This is a genomic window from Micromonospora sp. NPDC005194, from assembly GCF_040608335.1.
Lineage (GTDB): Bacteria > Actinomycetota > Actinomycetes > Mycobacteriales > Micromonosporaceae > Micromonospora.
This window is the reverse complement of sequence record NZ_JBEXIA010000004.1, coordinates 216,436-233,587: the sequence shown is the minus strand read 5'-3', so window position 1 is coordinate 233,587 and position 17,152 is coordinate 216,436. Positions and strand designations below refer to the sequence as shown.

17 protein-coding genes are annotated in these 17,152 nt (G+C 68.4%); 10 read left to right on the top strand and 7 right to left on the bottom strand.

The features are described from left to right. Positions 1-72 precede the first annotated feature (72 nt). Both nrdR and ABZU53_RS05450 read left to right on the top strand, forming a co-directional pair. Positions 73-573 (top strand): transcriptional regulator NrdR, encoded by a 501-nt coding sequence (gene nrdR / locus ABZU53_RS05455; RefSeq protein ID WP_234587987.1) that lies wholly within the window; start codon positions 73-75, stop codon positions 571-573. 32 nt (positions 574-605) lie between these two features. Continuing rightward, positions 606-3,512 carry a vitamin B12-dependent ribonucleotide reductase gene (locus tag ABZU53_RS05450; RefSeq protein ID WP_354862362.1) on the top strand — a complete coding sequence of 969 codons (2,907 nt, stop codon included), beginning with the start codon at positions 606-608 and terminating at the stop codon, positions 3,510-3,512. 117 nt (positions 3,513-3,629) lie between these two features. Here ABZU53_RS05450 and ABZU53_RS05445 read toward each other — a convergent pair whose 3' ends face one another. Beyond that, on the bottom strand, positions 3,630-4,151 hold the full coding sequence (locus tag ABZU53_RS05445) for a hypothetical protein (protein ID WP_355064021.1): 522 nt from the start codon (positions 4,149-4,151) through the stop codon (positions 3,630-3,632). A 557-nt stretch (positions 4,152-4,708) separates the two neighbouring features. On the opposite strand from ABZU53_RS05445, the gene ABZU53_RS05440 reads away from it, so the two are divergent. Then, positions 4,709-6,358 carry a TOPRIM nucleotidyl transferase/hydrolase domain-containing protein gene (locus ABZU53_RS05440; RefSeq protein ID WP_355064019.1) on the top strand — a complete coding sequence of 550 codons (1,650 nt, stop codon included), beginning with the start codon at positions 4,709-4,711 and terminating at the stop codon, positions 6,356-6,358. 799 nt (positions 6,359-7,157) lie between these two features. Here ABZU53_RS05440 and ABZU53_RS05435 read toward each other — a convergent pair. Next, positions 7,158-7,340, bottom strand: a complete 183-nt coding sequence (locus ABZU53_RS05435; RefSeq protein ID WP_355064017.1) for a DUF397 domain-containing protein — start codon at positions 7,338-7,340, stop codon at positions 7,158-7,160. Between the two features lie 10 nt (positions 7,341-7,350). After that, the gene (locus ABZU53_RS05430; protein WP_355064015.1) at positions 7,351-8,211 is read right to left on the bottom strand and encodes a DUF5753 domain-containing protein; all 861 of its coding nucleotides are present in this window, start codon (positions 8,209-8,211) and stop codon (positions 7,351-7,353) included. A 305-nt stretch (positions 8,212-8,516) separates the two neighbouring features. Between ABZU53_RS05430 and ABZU53_RS05425 the strand changes: the two genes are divergently transcribed. Beyond that, entirely contained in the window at positions 8,517-8,684 is a 168-nt protein-coding gene (locus ABZU53_RS05425; RefSeq protein WP_355064013.1) for a hypothetical protein, read from the top strand. Further along, positions 8,681-8,899: a hypothetical protein gene (locus ABZU53_RS05420; RefSeq protein WP_355064011.1), complete on the top strand. Its 219-nt coding sequence runs from the start codon at positions 8,681-8,683 to the stop codon at positions 8,897-8,899. The genes ABZU53_RS05425 and ABZU53_RS05420 overlap by 4 nt, the downstream gene beginning before the upstream one ends. A 231-nt stretch (positions 8,900-9,130) precedes the next feature. Here ABZU53_RS05420 and ABZU53_RS05415 read toward each other — a convergent pair whose 3' ends face one another. Then, complete coding sequence (locus ABZU53_RS05415; protein WP_355064010.1) at positions 9,131-10,030, bottom strand: bifunctional 5,10-methylenetetrahydrofolate dehydrogenase/5,10-methenyltetrahydrofolate cyclohydrolase; 900 nt, start codon at positions 10,028-10,030, stop codon at positions 9,131-9,133. A gap of 355 nt (positions 10,031-10,385) precedes the next feature. Between ABZU53_RS05415 and ABZU53_RS05410 the strand changes: the two genes are divergently transcribed. The 3 genes from ABZU53_RS05410 (at position 10,386) to ABZU53_RS05400 (ending at position 12,960) form a co-directional block, all read left to right on the top strand. Next, positions 10,386-10,955 carry a sigma-70 family RNA polymerase sigma factor gene (locus ABZU53_RS05410; protein WP_355064008.1) on the top strand — a complete coding sequence of 190 codons (570 nt, stop codon included), beginning with the start codon at positions 10,386-10,388 and terminating at the stop codon, positions 10,953-10,955. 18 nt (positions 10,956-10,973) lie between these two features. Further along, positions 10,974-11,939 (top strand): CU044_5270 family protein, encoded by a 966-nt coding sequence (locus ABZU53_RS05405; RefSeq protein WP_355064006.1) that lies wholly within the window; start codon positions 10,974-10,976, stop codon positions 11,937-11,939. 85 nt (positions 11,940-12,024) lie between these two features. Then, on the top strand, positions 12,025-12,960 hold the full coding sequence (locus ABZU53_RS05400; protein WP_355064004.1) for a DUF2332 domain-containing protein: 936 nt from the start codon (positions 12,025-12,027) through the stop codon (positions 12,958-12,960). A gap of 24 nt (positions 12,961-12,984) precedes the next feature. Here ABZU53_RS05400 and ABZU53_RS05395 read toward each other — a convergent pair whose 3' ends face one another. Genes ABZU53_RS05395 through ABZU53_RS05385 form a run of 3 tightly spaced genes read right to left on the bottom strand, consistent with a single transcriptional unit; the run spans position 12,985 to position 16,104 of the window. Continuing rightward, on the bottom strand, positions 12,985-13,920 hold the full coding sequence (locus ABZU53_RS05395; protein WP_355064002.1) for a MerR family transcriptional regulator: 936 nt from the start codon (positions 13,918-13,920) through the stop codon (positions 12,985-12,987). A gap of 46 nt (positions 13,921-13,966) precedes the next feature. Next, positions 13,967-14,806, bottom strand: a complete 840-nt coding sequence (locus tag ABZU53_RS05390; RefSeq protein ID WP_355064000.1) for an alpha/beta hydrolase — start codon at positions 14,804-14,806, stop codon at positions 13,967-13,969. A gap of 11 nt (positions 14,807-14,817) precedes the next feature. Then, positions 14,818-16,104, bottom strand: a complete 1,287-nt coding sequence (locus ABZU53_RS05385) for an MFS transporter (protein WP_355063998.1) — start codon at positions 16,102-16,104, stop codon at positions 14,818-14,820. Positions 16,105-16,246: 142 nt separating this feature from the next. Here ABZU53_RS05385 and ABZU53_RS05380 point away from each other — a divergent pair, with 142 nt between their 5' ends. Next, a complete protein-coding gene (locus ABZU53_RS05380; protein WP_355063996.1) occupies positions 16,247-16,501 on the top strand; it encodes a DUF5522 domain-containing protein in 255 nt (84 codons plus the stop codon). A gap of 99 nt (positions 16,502-16,600) precedes the next feature. Continuing rightward, entirely contained in the window at positions 16,601-17,149 is a 549-nt protein-coding gene (locus ABZU53_RS05375) for a hypothetical protein (protein WP_354861202.1), read from the top strand. Positions 17,150-17,152: the final 3 nt, after the last annotated feature.

Below are 17,152 nucleotides of genomic sequence, written 5' to 3'. Positions count from 1 at the left end.
TGCCGCCGTGGCGAGCCGTGTCCGGGAGTGCCCGGAGTGTCCGCGGTTGATCATGATTTTGGAGGTTGGGCGATGCGGTGTCCGTACTGCCGGCACGCCGACTCCCGCGTGGTCGACTCGCGGGAGGCCGACGACGGCCAGCTCATCCGGCGGCGGCGCTCCTGCCCGGAGTGCGGCAAGCGGTTCACCACCGTCGAGGAGGCGGTCCTCGCGGTGGTCAAGCGCAGCGGGGTGACCGAGCCGTTCAGTCGTACGAAGATCATCGGCGGGGTGCGCAAGGCGTGCCAGGGCCGGCCGGTGGACGACGACTCACTCGCGCTGCTGGCGCAGCGCGTGGAGGAGACCGTCCGGGCCAAGGGGGCCGCCGAGATCCCCAGTCACGAGGTGGGCCTGGCGATCCTGGGCCCGCTGCGCGACCTGGACGAGATCGCCTACCTGCGGTTCGCCAGCGTCTACCGCTCCTTCGACTCGCTCGCCGACTTTGAGCGCGAGATCGAGACGTTGCGGGCCGTGGCGCGAGCCCGGGAGCAGGGCCGGGCCGACGCGGTTGAGGCCGCCGGCCGTACCAGTTGACTTCACTGTTTTTCGAAAGATCAGGACGCGCGGTGGGTGACCGCGCAGACGAGGGGGGCGACGGCGTGACAACGAGCCGTTCACGGAACAAGGCAGGCGCGGGGCTGAAGATCGAGCGGGTGTGGACGACGGAGGGGGTCCACCCGTACGACGAGGTGTCCTGGGAGCGCCGCGACGTCGTGATGACGAACTGGCGGGACGGCTCGATCAACTTCGAGCAGCGTGGGGTTGAGTTCCCGGAGTCGTGGAGCGTCAACGCGGCGAACATCGTGACCACCAAGTACTTCCGGGGCGCGGTGGGGACCCCGGAGCGGGAGTGGTCGCTCAAGCAGCTGATCGACCGGGTGGTCACCACCTACCGCACCGCCGGCGAGGAGTACGGCTACTTCGCCAGCCCGGCGGACGCCGAGGTCTTCGCCCACGAGCTGACCTGGATGCTGCTGAACCAGGTGTTCAGCTTCAACTCGCCGGTCTGGTTCAACGTCGGCACGCCGTCGCCGCAGCAGGTCAGCGCCTGCTTCATCCTCTCCGTCGACGACTCGATGGACTCCATCCTCGACTGGTACAAGGAGGAGGGGCGGATCTTCCAGGGCGGCTCGGGGGCCGGGGTCAACCTCTCCCGGATCCGTTCCTCCAAGGAACTGCTCTCCTCCGGCGGCACCGCCTCCGGCCCGGTCAGCTTCATGCGCGGCGCGGACGCCTCCGCCGGCACCATCAAGTCCGGTGGCGCCACCCGGCGCGCGGCCAAGATGGTCATCCTCGACGTGGACCACCCGGACATCGAGGAGTTCGTGGCGACCAAGGCGCGCGAGGAGGACAAGATCCGCGCGCTGCGCGACGCCGGGTTCGACATGGACCTCGGCGGCTCCGACATCGTCAGCGTGCAGTACCAGAACGCCAACAACTCGGTCCGCGTCTCGGACGAGTTCATGACCGCCGTGCAGAACGGCGGCGGCTTTGACCTGCGCGGTCGCCTGGACGGCTCGGTGATCGACACCGTGGACGCCAAGAAGTTGTTCCGCACCATCTCCCAGGCCGCCTGGGAGTGCGCCGACCCCGGCCTGCAGTACGACGACACGATCAACGACTGGCACACCTGCCCGGAGACCGGGCGGATCACCGCGTCGAACCCGTGCTCGGAGTACCTGCACCTGGACAACTCCTCGTGCAACCTCGCCTCGCTCAACCTCATGAAGTTCCTCCGGGCCGACGGCGGCTTCGAGGTGGAGAAGTTCGTCAAGTCCGTCGAGTTCGTCATCACCGCGATGGACATCTCGATCTGCTTCGCCGACTTCCCGACCGAGAAGATCGGTGAGACCACCCGCGCCTACCGGCAGCTCGGCATCGGCTACGCCAACCTGGGCGCCCTGTTGATGGCCACCGGCCTGCCGTACGACTCGGACCAGGGCCGCTCGGTCGCCGCGTCGATCACGTCGCTGATGACCGGCACCGCCTACCGCCGCTCCGCCGAGCTGGCCGGCGTCGTCGGCCCGTACGACGGCTACGCCCGCAACGCCGAGCCGCACAAGCGGGTCATGCGCAAGCACGCCGCGGCCAACGACGAGATCAAGCCGACCAGCCCGGTGGCCACCGCGATCGTCCGTGAGGCGACCAAGCAGTGGACCCAGGGCAACAAGATCGGTGACAAGTTCGGCTGGCGCAACGCGCAGGCCAGCGTCCTCGCCCCGACCGGCACGATCGGCTTCATGATGGACTGCGACACGACCGGCGTGGAGCCGGACCTGGCGCTGGTCAAGTTCAAGAAGCTGGTCGGCGGCGGCTCGATGCAGATCGTCAACCAGACGGTGCCGCGCGCCCTGCGCAGCCTCGGCTACCCCGAGGAGCAGGTCGAGGCGATCATCGAGCACATCGCCGACCACGGCCACGTGGTGGACGCCCCGGGCCTCAAGCCGGAGCACTACGCGGTGTTCGACTGCGCGATGGGCGAGCGGTCGATCGCCCCGATGGGCCACGTGCGGATGATGGCGGCGATCCAGCCGTTCGTCTCCGGCGCCATCTCCAAGACGGTCAACATGCCGGAGGCGGCCACCGTCGAGGACGTCGAGAAGATCTACTTCGAGGGCTGGAAGCTCGGCCTCAAGGCGCTGGCGATCTACCGGGACAACTGCAAGGTCGGCCAGCCGCTCTCGGTGGCCAAGTCCAAGAAGGCCACCACGCCGGCCGCCGTCGAGACCGCAGCCGCCGCGCCGGCCGCGGTGGAGAAGGTCATCGAGTACCGGCCGGTGCGTAAGCGCCTGCCGAAGAAGCGCACGTCCGAGACGGTCAGCTTCTCCGTCGGTGGCGCCGAGGGCTACCTCACCGCGTCGTCCTACCCGGACGACGGCCTCGGCGAGGTCTTCCTCAAGATGTCCAAGCAGGGCTCCACCCTGGCCGGCGTGATGGACGCCTTCTCGGTGGCCATCAGCATCGGCCTGCAGTACGGCGTGCCGCTGGAGACGTTCGTCAGCAAGTTCACCAACATGCGCTTCGAGCCGGCCGGCATGACCGACGACCCGGACGTGCGGATGGCGGCCTCGGTGATGGACTACATCTTCCGTCGCCTGGCACTGGACTTCCTGCCCTACGAGCGCCGCGCCGAGCTGGGCATCTTCACCGCCAGCGAGCGGGCCGCCCAGCTGCGGGCCGAGGCCGACGCGGAGGCCGCCGCCGTCACCGGCGCGGAACTCACCGCGATGGCGTCGTCGGCACCGGTCGAGGCCCCGGCCAGGACCGAGGCCGTCGCTCAGCCGGCCCAGGAGATGGCCGACGTGGCCGTCGCCAAGCCGGCCCCGAGCGTGGGTTCCAGCACCGAACTGCTGGAGGCCGTGATCGGCAAGGCCGCCGACGCGCCGCTCTGCTTCACCTGCGGTACGAAGATGCGCCCCGCCGGTAGCTGCTACGTCTGCGAGGGCTGCGGCTCCACCAGCGGCTGCAGCTGACGTACGCGTAACGCGGCGCTGCCCCGACTTCCTCACCGGAGGTCGGGGCAGCGCCGTTTCTAGGTACTCCCAGGCAGGTGCACTCACTAAATCTCGTCAACCACCGGCTATCTTGCGTCAGATCAGGCGAACGCAAAGGCCGGAGTTAGGTCCAGGTGGTAGTCCGAGAAATGTATCCATTCCGACGTTGCGTCGTAAGTCCGCAAGCAGCTCGGTCGGGTCGACAACACTCCCGATCTTGGCTTCGGATTCGCGTCGATGGTTCATGACGGACTTTGCGCGATACACTCGAACCTTCGTTCCTGCACTTAATGCTTGGATGCAAACAGCTCTCATGTAAAACCGAACAAACTCCCCTTGCGCCAAGGTTTCAGCAGCATTGACGGGGACTTTCTTCTCGTACGGTTTGCCGTTTCGGTGAGAGATTTCTAGATCGACAAGCAAACCCTCGCCGCGTATGCAGAACGCCAGTGACTCTGGATCGCCAGTCCTTGCGGCGTCAATCAAAATCAGAGGCCACCGGCTCATGCCAGTGCCGTTTAGGCGTCGACTCACGAAGAGGCTGCCGCTCTCGATGTCCGCTTCGATCTCGATGATCATTGCTGCGCGTGTAGCGTCGTTCAAATCATGAAGATCCATGCCGCTTCCTTGGTTGCGTCCTGAGGGTCGTCCAAGAACTTACTGAGGCCCCCACTGTCAAGCAATTCAATATTAGGGGCGATGGTCGGCGTGGTCCTGGGTAGAGAAAGCGAGATTATTTCGATTGCTGCCATTTGTCGCCAACCACCGCAAAAGTTGCAACCATATGACACTGCCTTCGGCGGGTTGGAGGACGTGGGTTCGCTTGGGTTGCAGTACCGGGAGTCGGTGGGCCTACAACGTCTAGGGGCTGGCCTGGTATAGGCTGTCTACTCGCGTTGCGTTCATTATGTGCTGCTCGCTCGGGCGCTTTCGCCTATGGCTGAGGCGAGACGGAAACGGGGAGGACGTCCATGGAGCTCGTTTCGATTTCCGTGCGGGGGTTCCGTAGCTTGCAGGACGTCGGTCCCATCCCAGTCCACCGCCCTACGATCTTGACGGGCCCTAACGACAGTGGGAAGTCCGCCACGATCGACGCGCTCGCATTCCTGCTTGGGACCCACCCGCTCACCGAAGAGGATCGGACCTTCGCGACGGACCCTGGTGCGGACCGCACCGTGTCCGAGGTCGAGAACCAAGATCTCGTCGAGCGGGTCGAGACCACCTGGGTCGAGGGCGAATTTCGACTCTCTAAGAGGGAGGAATCGGCCCTTGGGCTGCCCAGCACGATCCGGATGCGCCGCATTCGAAACCAGGAGTCAGAAGTTCGCCTGGAACTGCTCGTCGACGCACCCGAGGACGAAGACCTCCGTGATCTTGAGGCTAGATCGCTCGCCGACCTGAAACGCATCGCAGGCAGACATGGGGTCGCTGCTGCTGCTGACGCCAGGTCCAGAAGTAGCTGGATGATCGCATTGGACCAGTTCGCCGCCACTCGGCCACGAACGCAGGCCTGGATCGCGGCCAGTAAGGAAATCAGGGCATCGCTGCCGAAGTTTCTACTCTTCGGCGATGCTGAATCAGCCGAAGCCGCGATTAAGGCGGCGTTGAACAGTCGCTATAGGTCCCACCTTGAGGACGAGGATCTCAAGCAGCGAGTGCGAGATTTGGAGGCGGAACTCGGCCGTCGAGTTCGTGAGGACGCGCAGGGGCTCGTCGAACACATTCAACAACGGTGCCCCGACCTGGTCCGCGTCGCCGTCGAGCCGAATGTGTCCTTCACCTCTGGCCTACGATCTACCAGGCTGCTGCTGGCTCGCACCAGCGGTGAAACGGTTAGTCTCAGCACTGTGGGGGCAGGAAGAAACCGCCGTATCAGCCTTGCCGTCTGGGAGTGGGCGAGCGAGCTCCTTAAACGCGATGCTGAGAATAATCCTTTCCCTGACGACCAGCAGCACGTCGTCTTGGCGTACGACGAACCTGACACCCACCTTGACTACCTTCAGCAGCGGCGTGTAATGGCACTCATACGCGAGCAGTGCTCGGTGCCTGGTGTCTCGATGGTGATAGCTACACATTCCATGAATCTGATCGATGGTGCAGCCATCGAGGACATTGTTCATCTAAAGCTTGAGGGTGAGCGCACCCGAATAAATCGGCTGCTGTCCGATTTGGATAACGACGCGAACGGGCGATACCTCGCCGATATTGCCATCGCCCTGGGGTTGCGCAACACGGTATTGCTTCACGAGCGATGCTTCGTAGGCGTAGAAGGCGTAACGGAGCAGTTGTCTTTCCCGTTGCTTTTCCGCCTCACTACAGGCCGGCCAGTACACGCGGCAGGGATAGTGATCGTCGGTTGCCATAATAACGAAGGCGCCTTAAAGTTCGTCGGGTATCTGGCCCGGTCGAAGCGGCAGGTGATGCTAATCATTGATGCTGACAGTCGAAGGAACAGCAGAGTCTTCAGTGATGCGAACCTGGCGAAGGAGGGTATCGACATCGTCAATCACGTTCGCTTGATGGGGACGCCGGATAAAGAGTTGGAGTGCATCTTTACGAACGAGCAGTGGTGCAATGTGGCGAACCTGGTGTGGCCCCGGAACGACGGGAAGCCTTGGGATCCGGAATCGATCGAATCGCTGCGGGCTGGCAAGTTCAGCACATTGCTGTTGAACTTGTTCAAGGAGGGGAGCGATAGCGGGCCCAACTCGAAGGCGTCAATGATGTACGAGATGGCGCGAAGTCTCAAGACGCCCGCAGAGGTTCCGGCAGAACTTCGCGACACCTTTCTGCAGTTGGAGAAGTTAGCTGCCCTTGATTCCTAATGTTCGCCGCGCAAGCATCCGCGCCCGCCGTTGAGCGGCAGTCGGGACCTCCCACCTGTGCCATCCCTTCGAAGGGGTCCACCGTTGGGCATGCTCGCGTTCAGGAGTCCCGCACCAGCGGCAGGAGTTGGGTTGGGGCGGGACGGTATGGCGCACGCGGTGCGCGGAAGACGACATCATGCCCCTCCCTCCGCAGCTGCTCATACCATCGCACGGTTGTACGACAGTTTCTAGCCGGCCCCTGGAAAACGGCCTGGTCAAGGCCACTCTCGACTCAACGGTCGCGATCCGCGCAAACGGACTATCGTCACAATCTCCCATAATGGTCCCTGCGCTACGGATAGACGTGCTGAACGGCAGACCCGCCCAACTTTGCTCCATCGTCGTTGGCTGTGGCGGGCAGGGATGAACGGCGTCGCTCCGACCTTGGCTGCCCCGAGCCGAAGGCAGAGGAGATCGATTGCGCCTCATGGATTGATGAAGTGCGCTCTCGTTCCCGCGAAGGCGCGATCAACAAGAGGTGAGCTCATAGGTGCGGCCGCGTTTGCCGCGCTCATCCAGGGGCGGCTTGTCTCCACCGCCAGCGAGGGAGTGGACGGAGTTCCGGGCCTGCCGGGCGTGCCCAGGCCCTCCTGTCATTGAGACCCTGAGATATCTATATCGTCCGTACCCAAAACGTCGTCGCGAGCGGGCGGGCGATCAGATCGGGCAAGCTGGTTCGGCGAATGTTCTTGCGCCAATGCGCTCGCCTGCCCGGGCGTTCGGCTGGCGGCAGGTGTTTCGAACCTTGGATCTTGGGCTATCGAATGCTCCGTAGGAACCTCGTCCACGCGCCTCTCGTGAAGCAAAGGTTCGATCCGCTGGGATTCTTGCTGTCGCGCACCAGGATGCTTGTACCCAGTTCGGCGACCTCGACGCACGCGCCGCCGTTGTTGTCGCTGTAGCTCGACTTGCGCCAGACCAGGCGATCCGAAGTCTCCATGATCACTCTCTCAGGTCTGTTGGCGCTCCACGTCGTCCGCCATCCTCAGGATGAGCTTGCGCGACTCTACCGGCCCGAGAGCGGCAGCCCGGAGTCGGTCCCAAAGTCGAGTGTAGGCGCGTACGGCGTCCGGCCGGTCAAGGTAATCGGCGTCGGTGAAGGTCTCGACGTAGATCACGTCCGATGCCGCGTCGTCCCCGAAACGCAGGATGATGAAGCTGAACGATGCGGTCTCGTAGGTCTGTGCGTTGAACGGGAACACCTGAAGGGTGACGTTGGGCTGCTCGCTGACCTCTGCCAGGTGCAGGAGTTGCTTGCGCATCGTCGTCGCGTCACCGATGCTTCGGCGCAGCGCCGACTCGCTGAGGATGAAGCTCAGGTCGGGCCCGTCGTCCTGCTGCAGAATCGACTGCCGTTCCATGCGCACGGCAACCTGCCGGTCGACCTCATCGGTGGGCGGGCGTGGGTGGGCGATCGCGTTCATGGCGCGGATGTAAGGCTCGATTTGAAGGACTCCGGGGATGACCTCTGGCTGGTACCAGCGGATCTCTGACGCGTCGCCTTCGAGGTCTAGGTACTGGCGGAACCAGTCCGGCACGGCGTTTCGGTAGGTGCTCCAGCGCCCGCGTTGTCGCCCTGCTCGTGCAAGGTCGCGTAGCGGATCGGCGTCATCGCCTCGGACCCCGTAGAGATCGAGTAGCAGGTTCAGGTCGGTGAGCTTGATGCCCGACTGTCCAAGCTCGACCCTGCTGATCTTGCTCGCTGCTGCGTCGATGACAGCAGCCGCTTCGTCCTGCGTCTTGCCTGCACCTTCACGAGCCCGTTTGAGGGCAAGACCGAGACGCCGCCGCTGGATCGTCGGGTTCACCACCGGCTGATTATCGCGCGGCCGTAGCCGGTCACCGCGACACGCCGCGAAGAGGTTCCCAATTTAGGAGTCCAAATCTAGCCTGGTTGTACTTCCAAAATAGGAGTCCAACTTTGGAGCCGTATGGGATCGCGTGTGCCGTACGACGACTACGTGCTGGCGGTGGCGATGACTCTGGCGCGGCGGCATAGGCCGGTCTGGTCGTGGCGGCGGTGGCGTCGGATCTGTCGCTGCGGCGCGGATCTGCCCTGTCGTGCCCGGCATCGCATCCCGATCCGACGAGGCCATTGGCCAGGGGAGGAGCGGGAGTGACCGACGATCAGGCCGGGCAGATCATGGCGGTGCGCCTGCCTGGTGTTGCCGGCCGTCGCTGGTGGTGGGCGCGGCTGTCCCCGTACCCCTGTTATCAGGCGGAATGGGCCGCTTGCTGGCACGCCCGCGTCGCCACCTGGCGTTTCCTGGACGGCCTGCGGTGACCACGCACGGCCCGGTCCTTCCGGTGTGGACCTGCGGCGGATGTGACGCGCCCTGGCCCTGCCGGACCCGGCGCACCGAGCTGCATGCCGAGTTCGACGGCGCGCCGTTGTCGTTGGCCCTCTACATGGGGTCCTACCTGGTCTGGGCGGCTGAGGATCTGACTTGGGTGCCCGCCGGGCTGCTGCACCGGCGTTTCTTGGGCTGGGTCCGGTGAGTCTGATCCGGCGGGGCGATGAACGGTTCCACTACAGCGACAACTCGCACAAGTGGATCCCGCCGGACCCGGACTACGACCAGGAGGTATGGGACGAGATGGTTCGGCAGCACCAACTCCAGCACCTGGAGGAGATCTCCAAACGCAGGAAGCCGGCTCGATCACTCGATGCTGAATAGTTGTGGCCGAGCCGCTCTGACTACTCAGCATCAAGTGATCTCGGCGACCGGGCTACTGGGTCGCGCGTTCGGCGGCGCGCACGGCGTTGCGGAACAGCATCGCGACCGTGGTCGGACCGACCCCTCCGACCCGTGGCGTGATGGCGCCAGCGACCTCGGCGCACGCTTCGTCCACGTCCGGCAGGAGGCGCCGCCCGTCGTAGCGGACGCCGGCGCCGATGACGACGGCGCCGGGCTTGACGTGCTCGGGCTGCACGATGCCGGGTACGCCGGCGGCGGCGACGAGGATGTCGGCGCGGCGGGTGTAGCGCGCCCAGTCGGGCACACCGGTGTGGACGACGGTGACGGCGGCGTTGGCGGTTGGGCGCTTCTGGGCGAGCAGCATCGCCAGGGGACGACCGAGGGTGGCGCCGCGGCCGAGGATGACGACCTCACGACCGGCGACCGGGATCTCGTAGTACGCCAGGAGGGCTTCGATGCCCGCGGGTGTGCACGGCAGCGGGCCGGGCAGGCCGACGGCGAGACGCCCCATGTTGAGCGGATGCATGCCGTCGACGTCCTTGTCAGGGTCGATCGTCTGCAGTGCCGCGTCGTAGTCCAGATGCCCCGGAACGGGGTACTGCACGAGCAGTCCGTGCACGGCCGGATCGCTGTTGAATCGGGCGATGGCCCGGTGCAGATCGATCTGGGCGACGGTCGCAGGCAGATGCACGTGCGGGGAGGCGAACCCGAGCGCGGCGGCCTGACGCTGCTTGATGGCGATGTAGCCGGCGCTGGCGTCGTCGTCCCCGACGAGGATGGTGGCGAGACTCGGTGTGATCCCGCGGCTGCGCAGGCGGGTTGCTGCGGCGGCGGTCTCGGCCAGGACGGCTTCGGCCACGGGTGCGCCCGGCAGGAGCCGAGCCGTGCCCGATGGGGTGTGGTGTTCTGCGGATTCGCTGGTCGTGGTCATGACGGTCCCTCGGCGCAGGCGCCCAGGCGGTCGACGCCCGCGAGAGGCTCCCCGATGGTTTGACCATCCCCGTGCCGCCAGTCGCCGGTGGTCCGATGATGCCGCATCACCAGGGCGGCCGCCTAGTCGGACCAGCGGCGTCGCCGTCAGCGCCGGGCAGACTCGCCCCCGGGGCATGCCGCCGATCGCCGACATACCTCAGAGTCATATTCATGACTCTGAGGTATACCGCTCGCCGGGGTTGGTGCCGCCGATGGCGTCGGTCAGGCCAGCACGAGGGCTCAATCGGGGTTCGTAACACAGGTGTTCCGCCGAACGAAGAAGAGGTGTGAACGCGCGAGAGAGGACGGCCCGCGTGAATGAGACCAGCCGATCCGATGACGACATCTCCGGCATCGGGGCCGATCCGGTGGCCTTCGCGGCCTTCTACCGGCGGCACCTGGAGGCGGTGGGTCGGTTCGTGGCGCGGCGGGTCGACGACCCACACCTCGCTGCCGATCTGACCGCCGACGTGTTCCTGGCGGTGATCGAATCGGCGGCCGGCTACCGGCCGGACCGGGGCAGCCAGATCGGCTGGCTGTTCGGGGTGGCCCGCAACGTCATCGGCGACGAGCGACGTCGGGCGGCCCAACGGCTGCGGGTGACGGGCCGACTGGCGGGACGACGGGACCTGGGCCCCGATGACATTGCCCGCATCGAGGAGCGGATCGACGCCGAGTCGGCGGCCCGCCGCACCTATCGAGCATTGAGCGAGCTACCCGAGGGCACCCGCACGCTTGTCGAACTCGTCGCCGTGGACGGCCTCACCGTCGCCGAGGCGGCGACCGTGCTCGGGATGTCGCCGGTCGCCGCTCGGGTCCGCCTGCATCGTGCCCGTCGCGTCGTCCGTGCCGTGCTCGCCCACCCGGCCGCCACCCTCGCCTGAGATGAGACGGAGCTGACGATGAACACGACTGAACGGTCGCCGCAGGGTTTCGAGGAGCAGCTTCTCAGGGACCTGAGCGCACACGTTGCCCAACGGGCCGAGCTGGCGTCGGCGGGCCGTCCGGCCGGGCGCCGTACCCCGTTCCTGCGCGGTTGGCGTCTCGCCGGAGCGGTCGGGATGGCGGTGACGCTGACCGCCGGTGCGCTGGCGGTCCAGACCATGAAGATGGGCGATCAGTCGCCGCCCACGGCCACCGCGTCGGAGGTCTTCCACCTGGCGGCCGACGTCGCCCGGCAGCAGCCGGAGCTCACCGCCCGCCCCGACCAGTACGTCTTCACGGAGTCCCTGGCGACGATACGGGAGCTGCCGAACAGCGGTCCGTACCGGACGATTCGGAACCAACTGTGGCAGTCGGCCGGTGGCGTCGCCTATACGCAGGCACGGTATCGACCGGAGACCGATCCGAACGGGTGGAGCCAACTGAAGGTGCTCCGCATCGATGATCCCGCCGATCCCGACAAGGAGCTCGACGCGTTCCAGCCGCCCGCGTACCACGGCGACCTACCCACCGATCCGGACGAGCTGCTGCGCTACCTTCGGGCGCACCCGGTCGACCTGCATCTACCCGAAGGCGCCGATGAGGAGGCCGTCTACGGGGACGAGAGCATGGCGTACACCACCGCGTGGTCGATGCTCGACGGATACGTGCCACCCCGAGCGCTCGCGGCGCTGTTCGAACTGCTGGCACGGCAACCCGGAGCGGTCGTCATCTCGGGTGACGTGGTGGACGCCGCCGGCCGCCATGGGGTGGCGATTCGGATGCCCGGGGTGATCGGTGGAAACCTGGACCTCATCTTCGATCGGGACTCCCACGTCTACCTCGGCACCCGCAACTCCGTGGTGCGTGACGGCAAGGAATCCCTGTACAACGCTGTCGCGCTACTGCGCATCGCCATCGTCGACCGACCGGGCCAGCTGCCCTGAGCGGTGCCGGGCTCGAGAAGGCCGGTGGGTCAGCGCACAGGCACGGGGGCTGACCCACCGAGGAATGGGCTGCGACGATGAGGGCATGACAACCGCCGAGGCGTACGTCGATTTTGCTCGCCGCGAGGCACACGGCGTGTCGCCCACGTACGAGCGGCTGTCGTACGCGGTGGCCGCCGACCCCGATCTACTCGCTCTCCTCGACGCGCTTCCGCCGGCCAAGCGACAGCCCAACCTGCTGTTCGGCGTCGTCCGCTGGCTCGGTGGCCCGGTCGACGACCCGGCCGCGTTTCACGACTACGCGGTGACGCACTGGCCGGTCATCGAGACGGAGTTACGACGAAGGGCCACCCAGACGAACGAGGCCGGCCGTTGCGCCGTCCTGCTGCCGGTGCTCGCCGCGCTGCCGCAGCCCCTGGCCCTGCTGGAGGTCGGCGCGTCCGCCGGGCTCTGCCTCTACCCCGACCGGTACGCCTACCGCTACGGGGAGCACCGGATCGGGTCCGGCGAGCCGGTCCTGGAGTGCGCGGCCAGCGGATTCGTGCCGCCTGAGCGCGTACCCCAGGTGGTGTGGCGGGCCGGCCTGGACCTGAACCCGCTCGACGTGACCGACGCGGACGCGGTGTCGTGGTTGGACGCCCTGATCTGGCCGGAGCACGCGCACCGGCGGGCCCGTCTGCGCGCCGCCGCGGCGGTCGCTGCGGCCGATCCGCCATTGCTGATCCGCGGCGACCTGGTGGACGACCTGCCGGCGCTGGCCGCGCGGGCCCCGGCCGGCGCGACGCTTGTCATCTTCCACACCTCGGTGCTCTACCAGGTGCCCGTCGCCCGTCGGGAGGCGTTCGTCCGGCTCGTCCGTGAGCTGCCGGGGCACTGGATCGCCAACGAGGCCCCGGAGGTGTTGCCCTACGACGGGCTGCCCGACTCGCCGGACGCGGCGCTGCACAACGTCCTCGCGCTGGACGGCAAGCCGCTGGCCTGGGCCCGGGGGCACGGCCAGGCGCTGACCTGGTTCGCCTGACGTTCCGACGCCGACCCGGCCGGTTCAGCGGTTCGGCGCGGGCGTCCGGGCTTGCAGGGCACGGATGAACCAGTCCGCCGCCGGCGCGACCGCGCCACCGCCCGACCAGCCGTTGATCACCGACAGCAGGTCGAGGTAACGGTCCCGGCGAGGGTCATTGGCCAGCACCAGGCGGTCGAGCAACCGCTGGCGCAGGTCGGCGTCGTCGGGGAGGCCGTGCAGGCGGGCGTACCGGTCGGTGACCGCCGCGACCACCGGCCCGGCCTCGGGTCCGGCCGGATCGAGACCGGCGGCCAGGGCGTTGGCCACCCCGTCCCGGACCATGGCGACGGCGTCCGGGCGGGGCAGCCCGGGCACGTCGTTGTCGGCGGCGTGCTGGCGAGCGAGCCGCCGCATGCTCGCCCGGAAGGCAGGGTCCCGGCACAGGTCGGCCAACTCCACCCACGCCTGCACCTGCTCGGCGGTGGGGTCGTCGGGCAGGTCCGGCGTCATCGAGACGAGCACGCCCGGGTACGTCGGCGGGTCGCCGGTGAAGACGCTGTCCAGGAAGTCGTCCACCAGTTGCCCCCGTTGGTGGGCGGTGAGCTGGGCCAACCGGTGCAGGTCGTCCACCTCGGAGGGGCCCGCCTCCCGCCTCGCCGCGACGGTCAGCACGGCCTGGCGCAGTCGCAGCACCCGGATCTGCACCGCCAGCGCCTCGGCGTGCGCGGCGGCCACCTCGTGCAGGGGCACCTCGCGGTCCACCACCCGACGGATGGAGGCCAGGTCCACGCCCAGGTCGCGCAGCGTCCGGACCAGTTCCAGTCGCGCGACGGCCTCCGGGCCGTACTGGCGGTAGCCGGCCGGGCTCCGGTCGGTCGGCGGCACGATCCCGCTGTCGGCGTAGTACCGGATGGTCTTGACGCTCAGCCCGGTGCGTCGGGCCAGGTCGCCGATCGTGTACCGCTCGTCACCGCTCATGCCCCCACCCTCGCGTCTCCCCCCGGTGGAGACTCAAGCCACCGCATCAGCGCAGGAACGCCGAGACGGTGGCGGTGAACCGGTCGGCGTCGTCCAGCCACGGGTAGTGCCCCGCGCCGGGCTGTACGACCAGCTCGGCGCCGGGCATCAGCTCCGCGAGCTGGGCAACCAGGCCCGGCGGGGCACCGAGATCCAGCTCACCGGCGAGCAGCAGCACCGGGCGTGGGTGGGCGGCGAGCGCGGCGCGGGTGGCCGGCGGGTCGAAAGCGCCGTCGGCGCCGAACATCCGGGCGGCCTCCTGGTTGCGCTGGGCGGCCTCGACCGCCTGGTGCGCGCGGGCCGCCGTGTCCCACCGGCCGTAGAAGAACGGCGCGATCGCCTGCCAGGCGTCGCCGGTGGCCCGTCCGGTCACCATGGACTCCAGCGCCGAGGCGGCCTCCGGGTACCACCGCTCATCGGCGCGGGCCCGGGTGACCTCCTGGCGCAGAGCGGCGGTCGCCTCCAGCCCCACGGCCCGGGTGCTCGGCGTGATCAGCGCGAGCCGGCCCACGCGGTCGGGGTGTCGGGCCGCGTACTGCAGCGCCACGTTCGCGCCGGCGGAGTGCCCGAGCAGGTCCAGCCGGGCGAGCCCCAGGTGCACGCGTAGCGCCTCGACGTCGGCGACCAGGCGGTCGCACCGGTACGAGGAGGCGTCCGACGGCACCGCCGACCGGCCGGTGCCGCGCAGGTCCAGCCGAACCAGGCTCCGATGCGAGGACAGGCCGCCCAGGTCACCGAGGTACGCCGAGTCGCGCATCGGCCCGCCCGGCAGGCAGATCAGCGGGTCGCCCCCGCCGAGACTCCGATACGCGAGCGTGGTGCCGTCCGAGGCGGCGAAGGTGGGCATGCCCCACCCTCTCAGACGCCGACGTCCGCCGGCGTGTCCCGCATCCGGCGCAGCGGCGAGCAGACCACGAACAGGCACGCCGCCCAGGTGCCCAGTACGCAGACCCAGAGCGCGCCGCGCAGCCCCAGCGTGGTGCCGAGCGCGCCGCCGGTCAGCGCGCCCAGCGGGATCACCCCGAAGCAGATCCAGAGGAACGCCGCGTTGACCCGGCCGAGGATCGCCGGCGGGGTGATCCGCTGCCGGTACGACATCGCCGCCACGTTGAACAGCACCGCGTTGGCCGAGAACGCGGCCAGTCCGACTCCGTAGAGCAGCAGTCCCCAGCCGGGTCGGGCCAACGGCATCAGCAGATAGAACGGGCCGGGCGCGGTCATCGCCACCCAGATCACCCGGGCCGAGCCGAGCCAGGCCGACAGCCGGGCGGCCAGCACCCCCACCACCAGCCCGCCGACGGCGCTGACCGAGAAGACCAGACCCACCTGCACCGGCGCGGCGTGCAGCTCCCGCACCAGGAAGGTCACCTCGATCGAGGCGGACGTCATCACCCAGAAGTTCGACCACGTCGTGCAGGCCAGGATGCTGACCAGGATCGGCTGCCGCCGGATGAAGCCGAGCCCGTCGGTCAACTCCACCCGCAGGAGTACGCGGGGAGCCGGCTCGCGGCGTACCGGTGGCTGCCGCATCAGGATCAGCGTCAGCGCGCTGACCAGGAAGGCGAACCCGTTGGCCAGGAAGGTGCGGGCGGCGCCGACCAGCCCGATCAGCGCGCCGCTGACCGTCGGGCCGACCAGTTCGGCGGCGTCCTGGCTGATGGTCAACTTGGCGTTGCCGTCCACCAGCAGGTCCGCCGGCACCAGCCGGGGCAGCAGAGTCTTGTACGCCACGGTGAACAGCACGGTGAGCACGCCACCGAGCCCGACCACCGCGTACAGGAAGGGCAGGGTGAGGTGGCCGACCAGCGCGGCCACCGGCAGGGACAGCAGGAGCGCGGCCCGACCCAGGTCGCACGCGATCATCAGCCGCCGCTGGTCGAGCCGGTCGGCGACGATGCCCGCCGGCAGCGAGAACAGCAGGTACGGCAGCCAGGCCAGGACGGTCAGCAGGGAGACCTGGAACACGCTGGCGTGCAGGGTGTCGGCGGCGAGCAGCGGCACTGCGACATTGGCGATCCGCGTGCCCAGCTCGCTGACCGTCTGACCGCCCCAGAGCAGCAGAAAGTTCCGGCTGCGCCACAGCGACGGGGTCGCCCCCGCCTCGACCGCCTCGACCGCCGGGGACCGCTGCACCTGCTGACTCACCGTCGCCGCCTGTCCGTGCGGGTAAGCGCCGCCGGCCGGCGGCCCGCGGACTCTACCGAGGCGCAACCCCACCCGGCACCGCAATTCCGCCCGCCCGGCACGGCTGGGCCACCGCCGACGGGTCCTCCCTAGACTGCTGCGGGTGAGCGGAGAGCGACGACCCCTGGCGGATCGGCCGCTCGCCGAGCCGCACCCGTCCCGGCTGCCGTCCGAGCACCCCGAGCGGGCCCGGATCCTCGCCGCGCACGCCGCTGCGCTGGCCGCCGGCGAAGCCGGTTACCCCGACCCGGCGACGGGGCTCTTCGTGCTCAGCGCCGGCTTCCTCGCCCGCCGCGGCGCGTGCTGCGGCCGGGGCTGCCGGCACTGCCCGTACGTGGACGATCCACCGTCGGAATAGGCGTGCACGAGGACTTCCGCCCGACCCGCACACCCCGTACGGTGTCCGACGGACATCCGGCGGGGCCCCCTCCGCCGTCGGTCGGCGAGAGGGTGGAGCGTGCGCGGGCGGATCGTGGTCGCCGGGCTTGCGGGCCTGCTGCTGAGCGGCTGTGCCGCCGAGGCCGAGCCGGTGGCGGTGCCGCCGCAGGCGCCGGTCGCCCTGGACGTGTCGGCGGCCTCCTCAGGAGGCGCGTGCCGGCTGTTGGACTTCGCGGTGATCGAGCAGCTCGTCAAGGTGCGCTTCGACGTGGCGGCGGCCAGCGAGCGGGGTGACACGCACACGTGCGTGGTCCGGGCCGAGCGCGCGGCGCTGCCGGAGCTGATGCTCAGTGTGTCCGAGACCACCATCGACAAGACGACCTTCGGCGCGGACGTGATGCCCGACAAGGCGGCGAAGGTGACCGGGCTGGGTCAGCAGGCGTACCGGCGTACCACCGCCGCGACCGGCGGGCACGGCCCGGTCGCCGAGGTCGGCTGGCTGGGCACCGACGGACGCCTGGCCACGCTGACCTGGACGGGGGCCCGTGCCGCCGACCGCGCGGCCGCCGACAAGCTGGCCGGAGACCTGGTCGGGCTGGCCAAGAAGGTGGACACGCGGGCGCTGTGACGC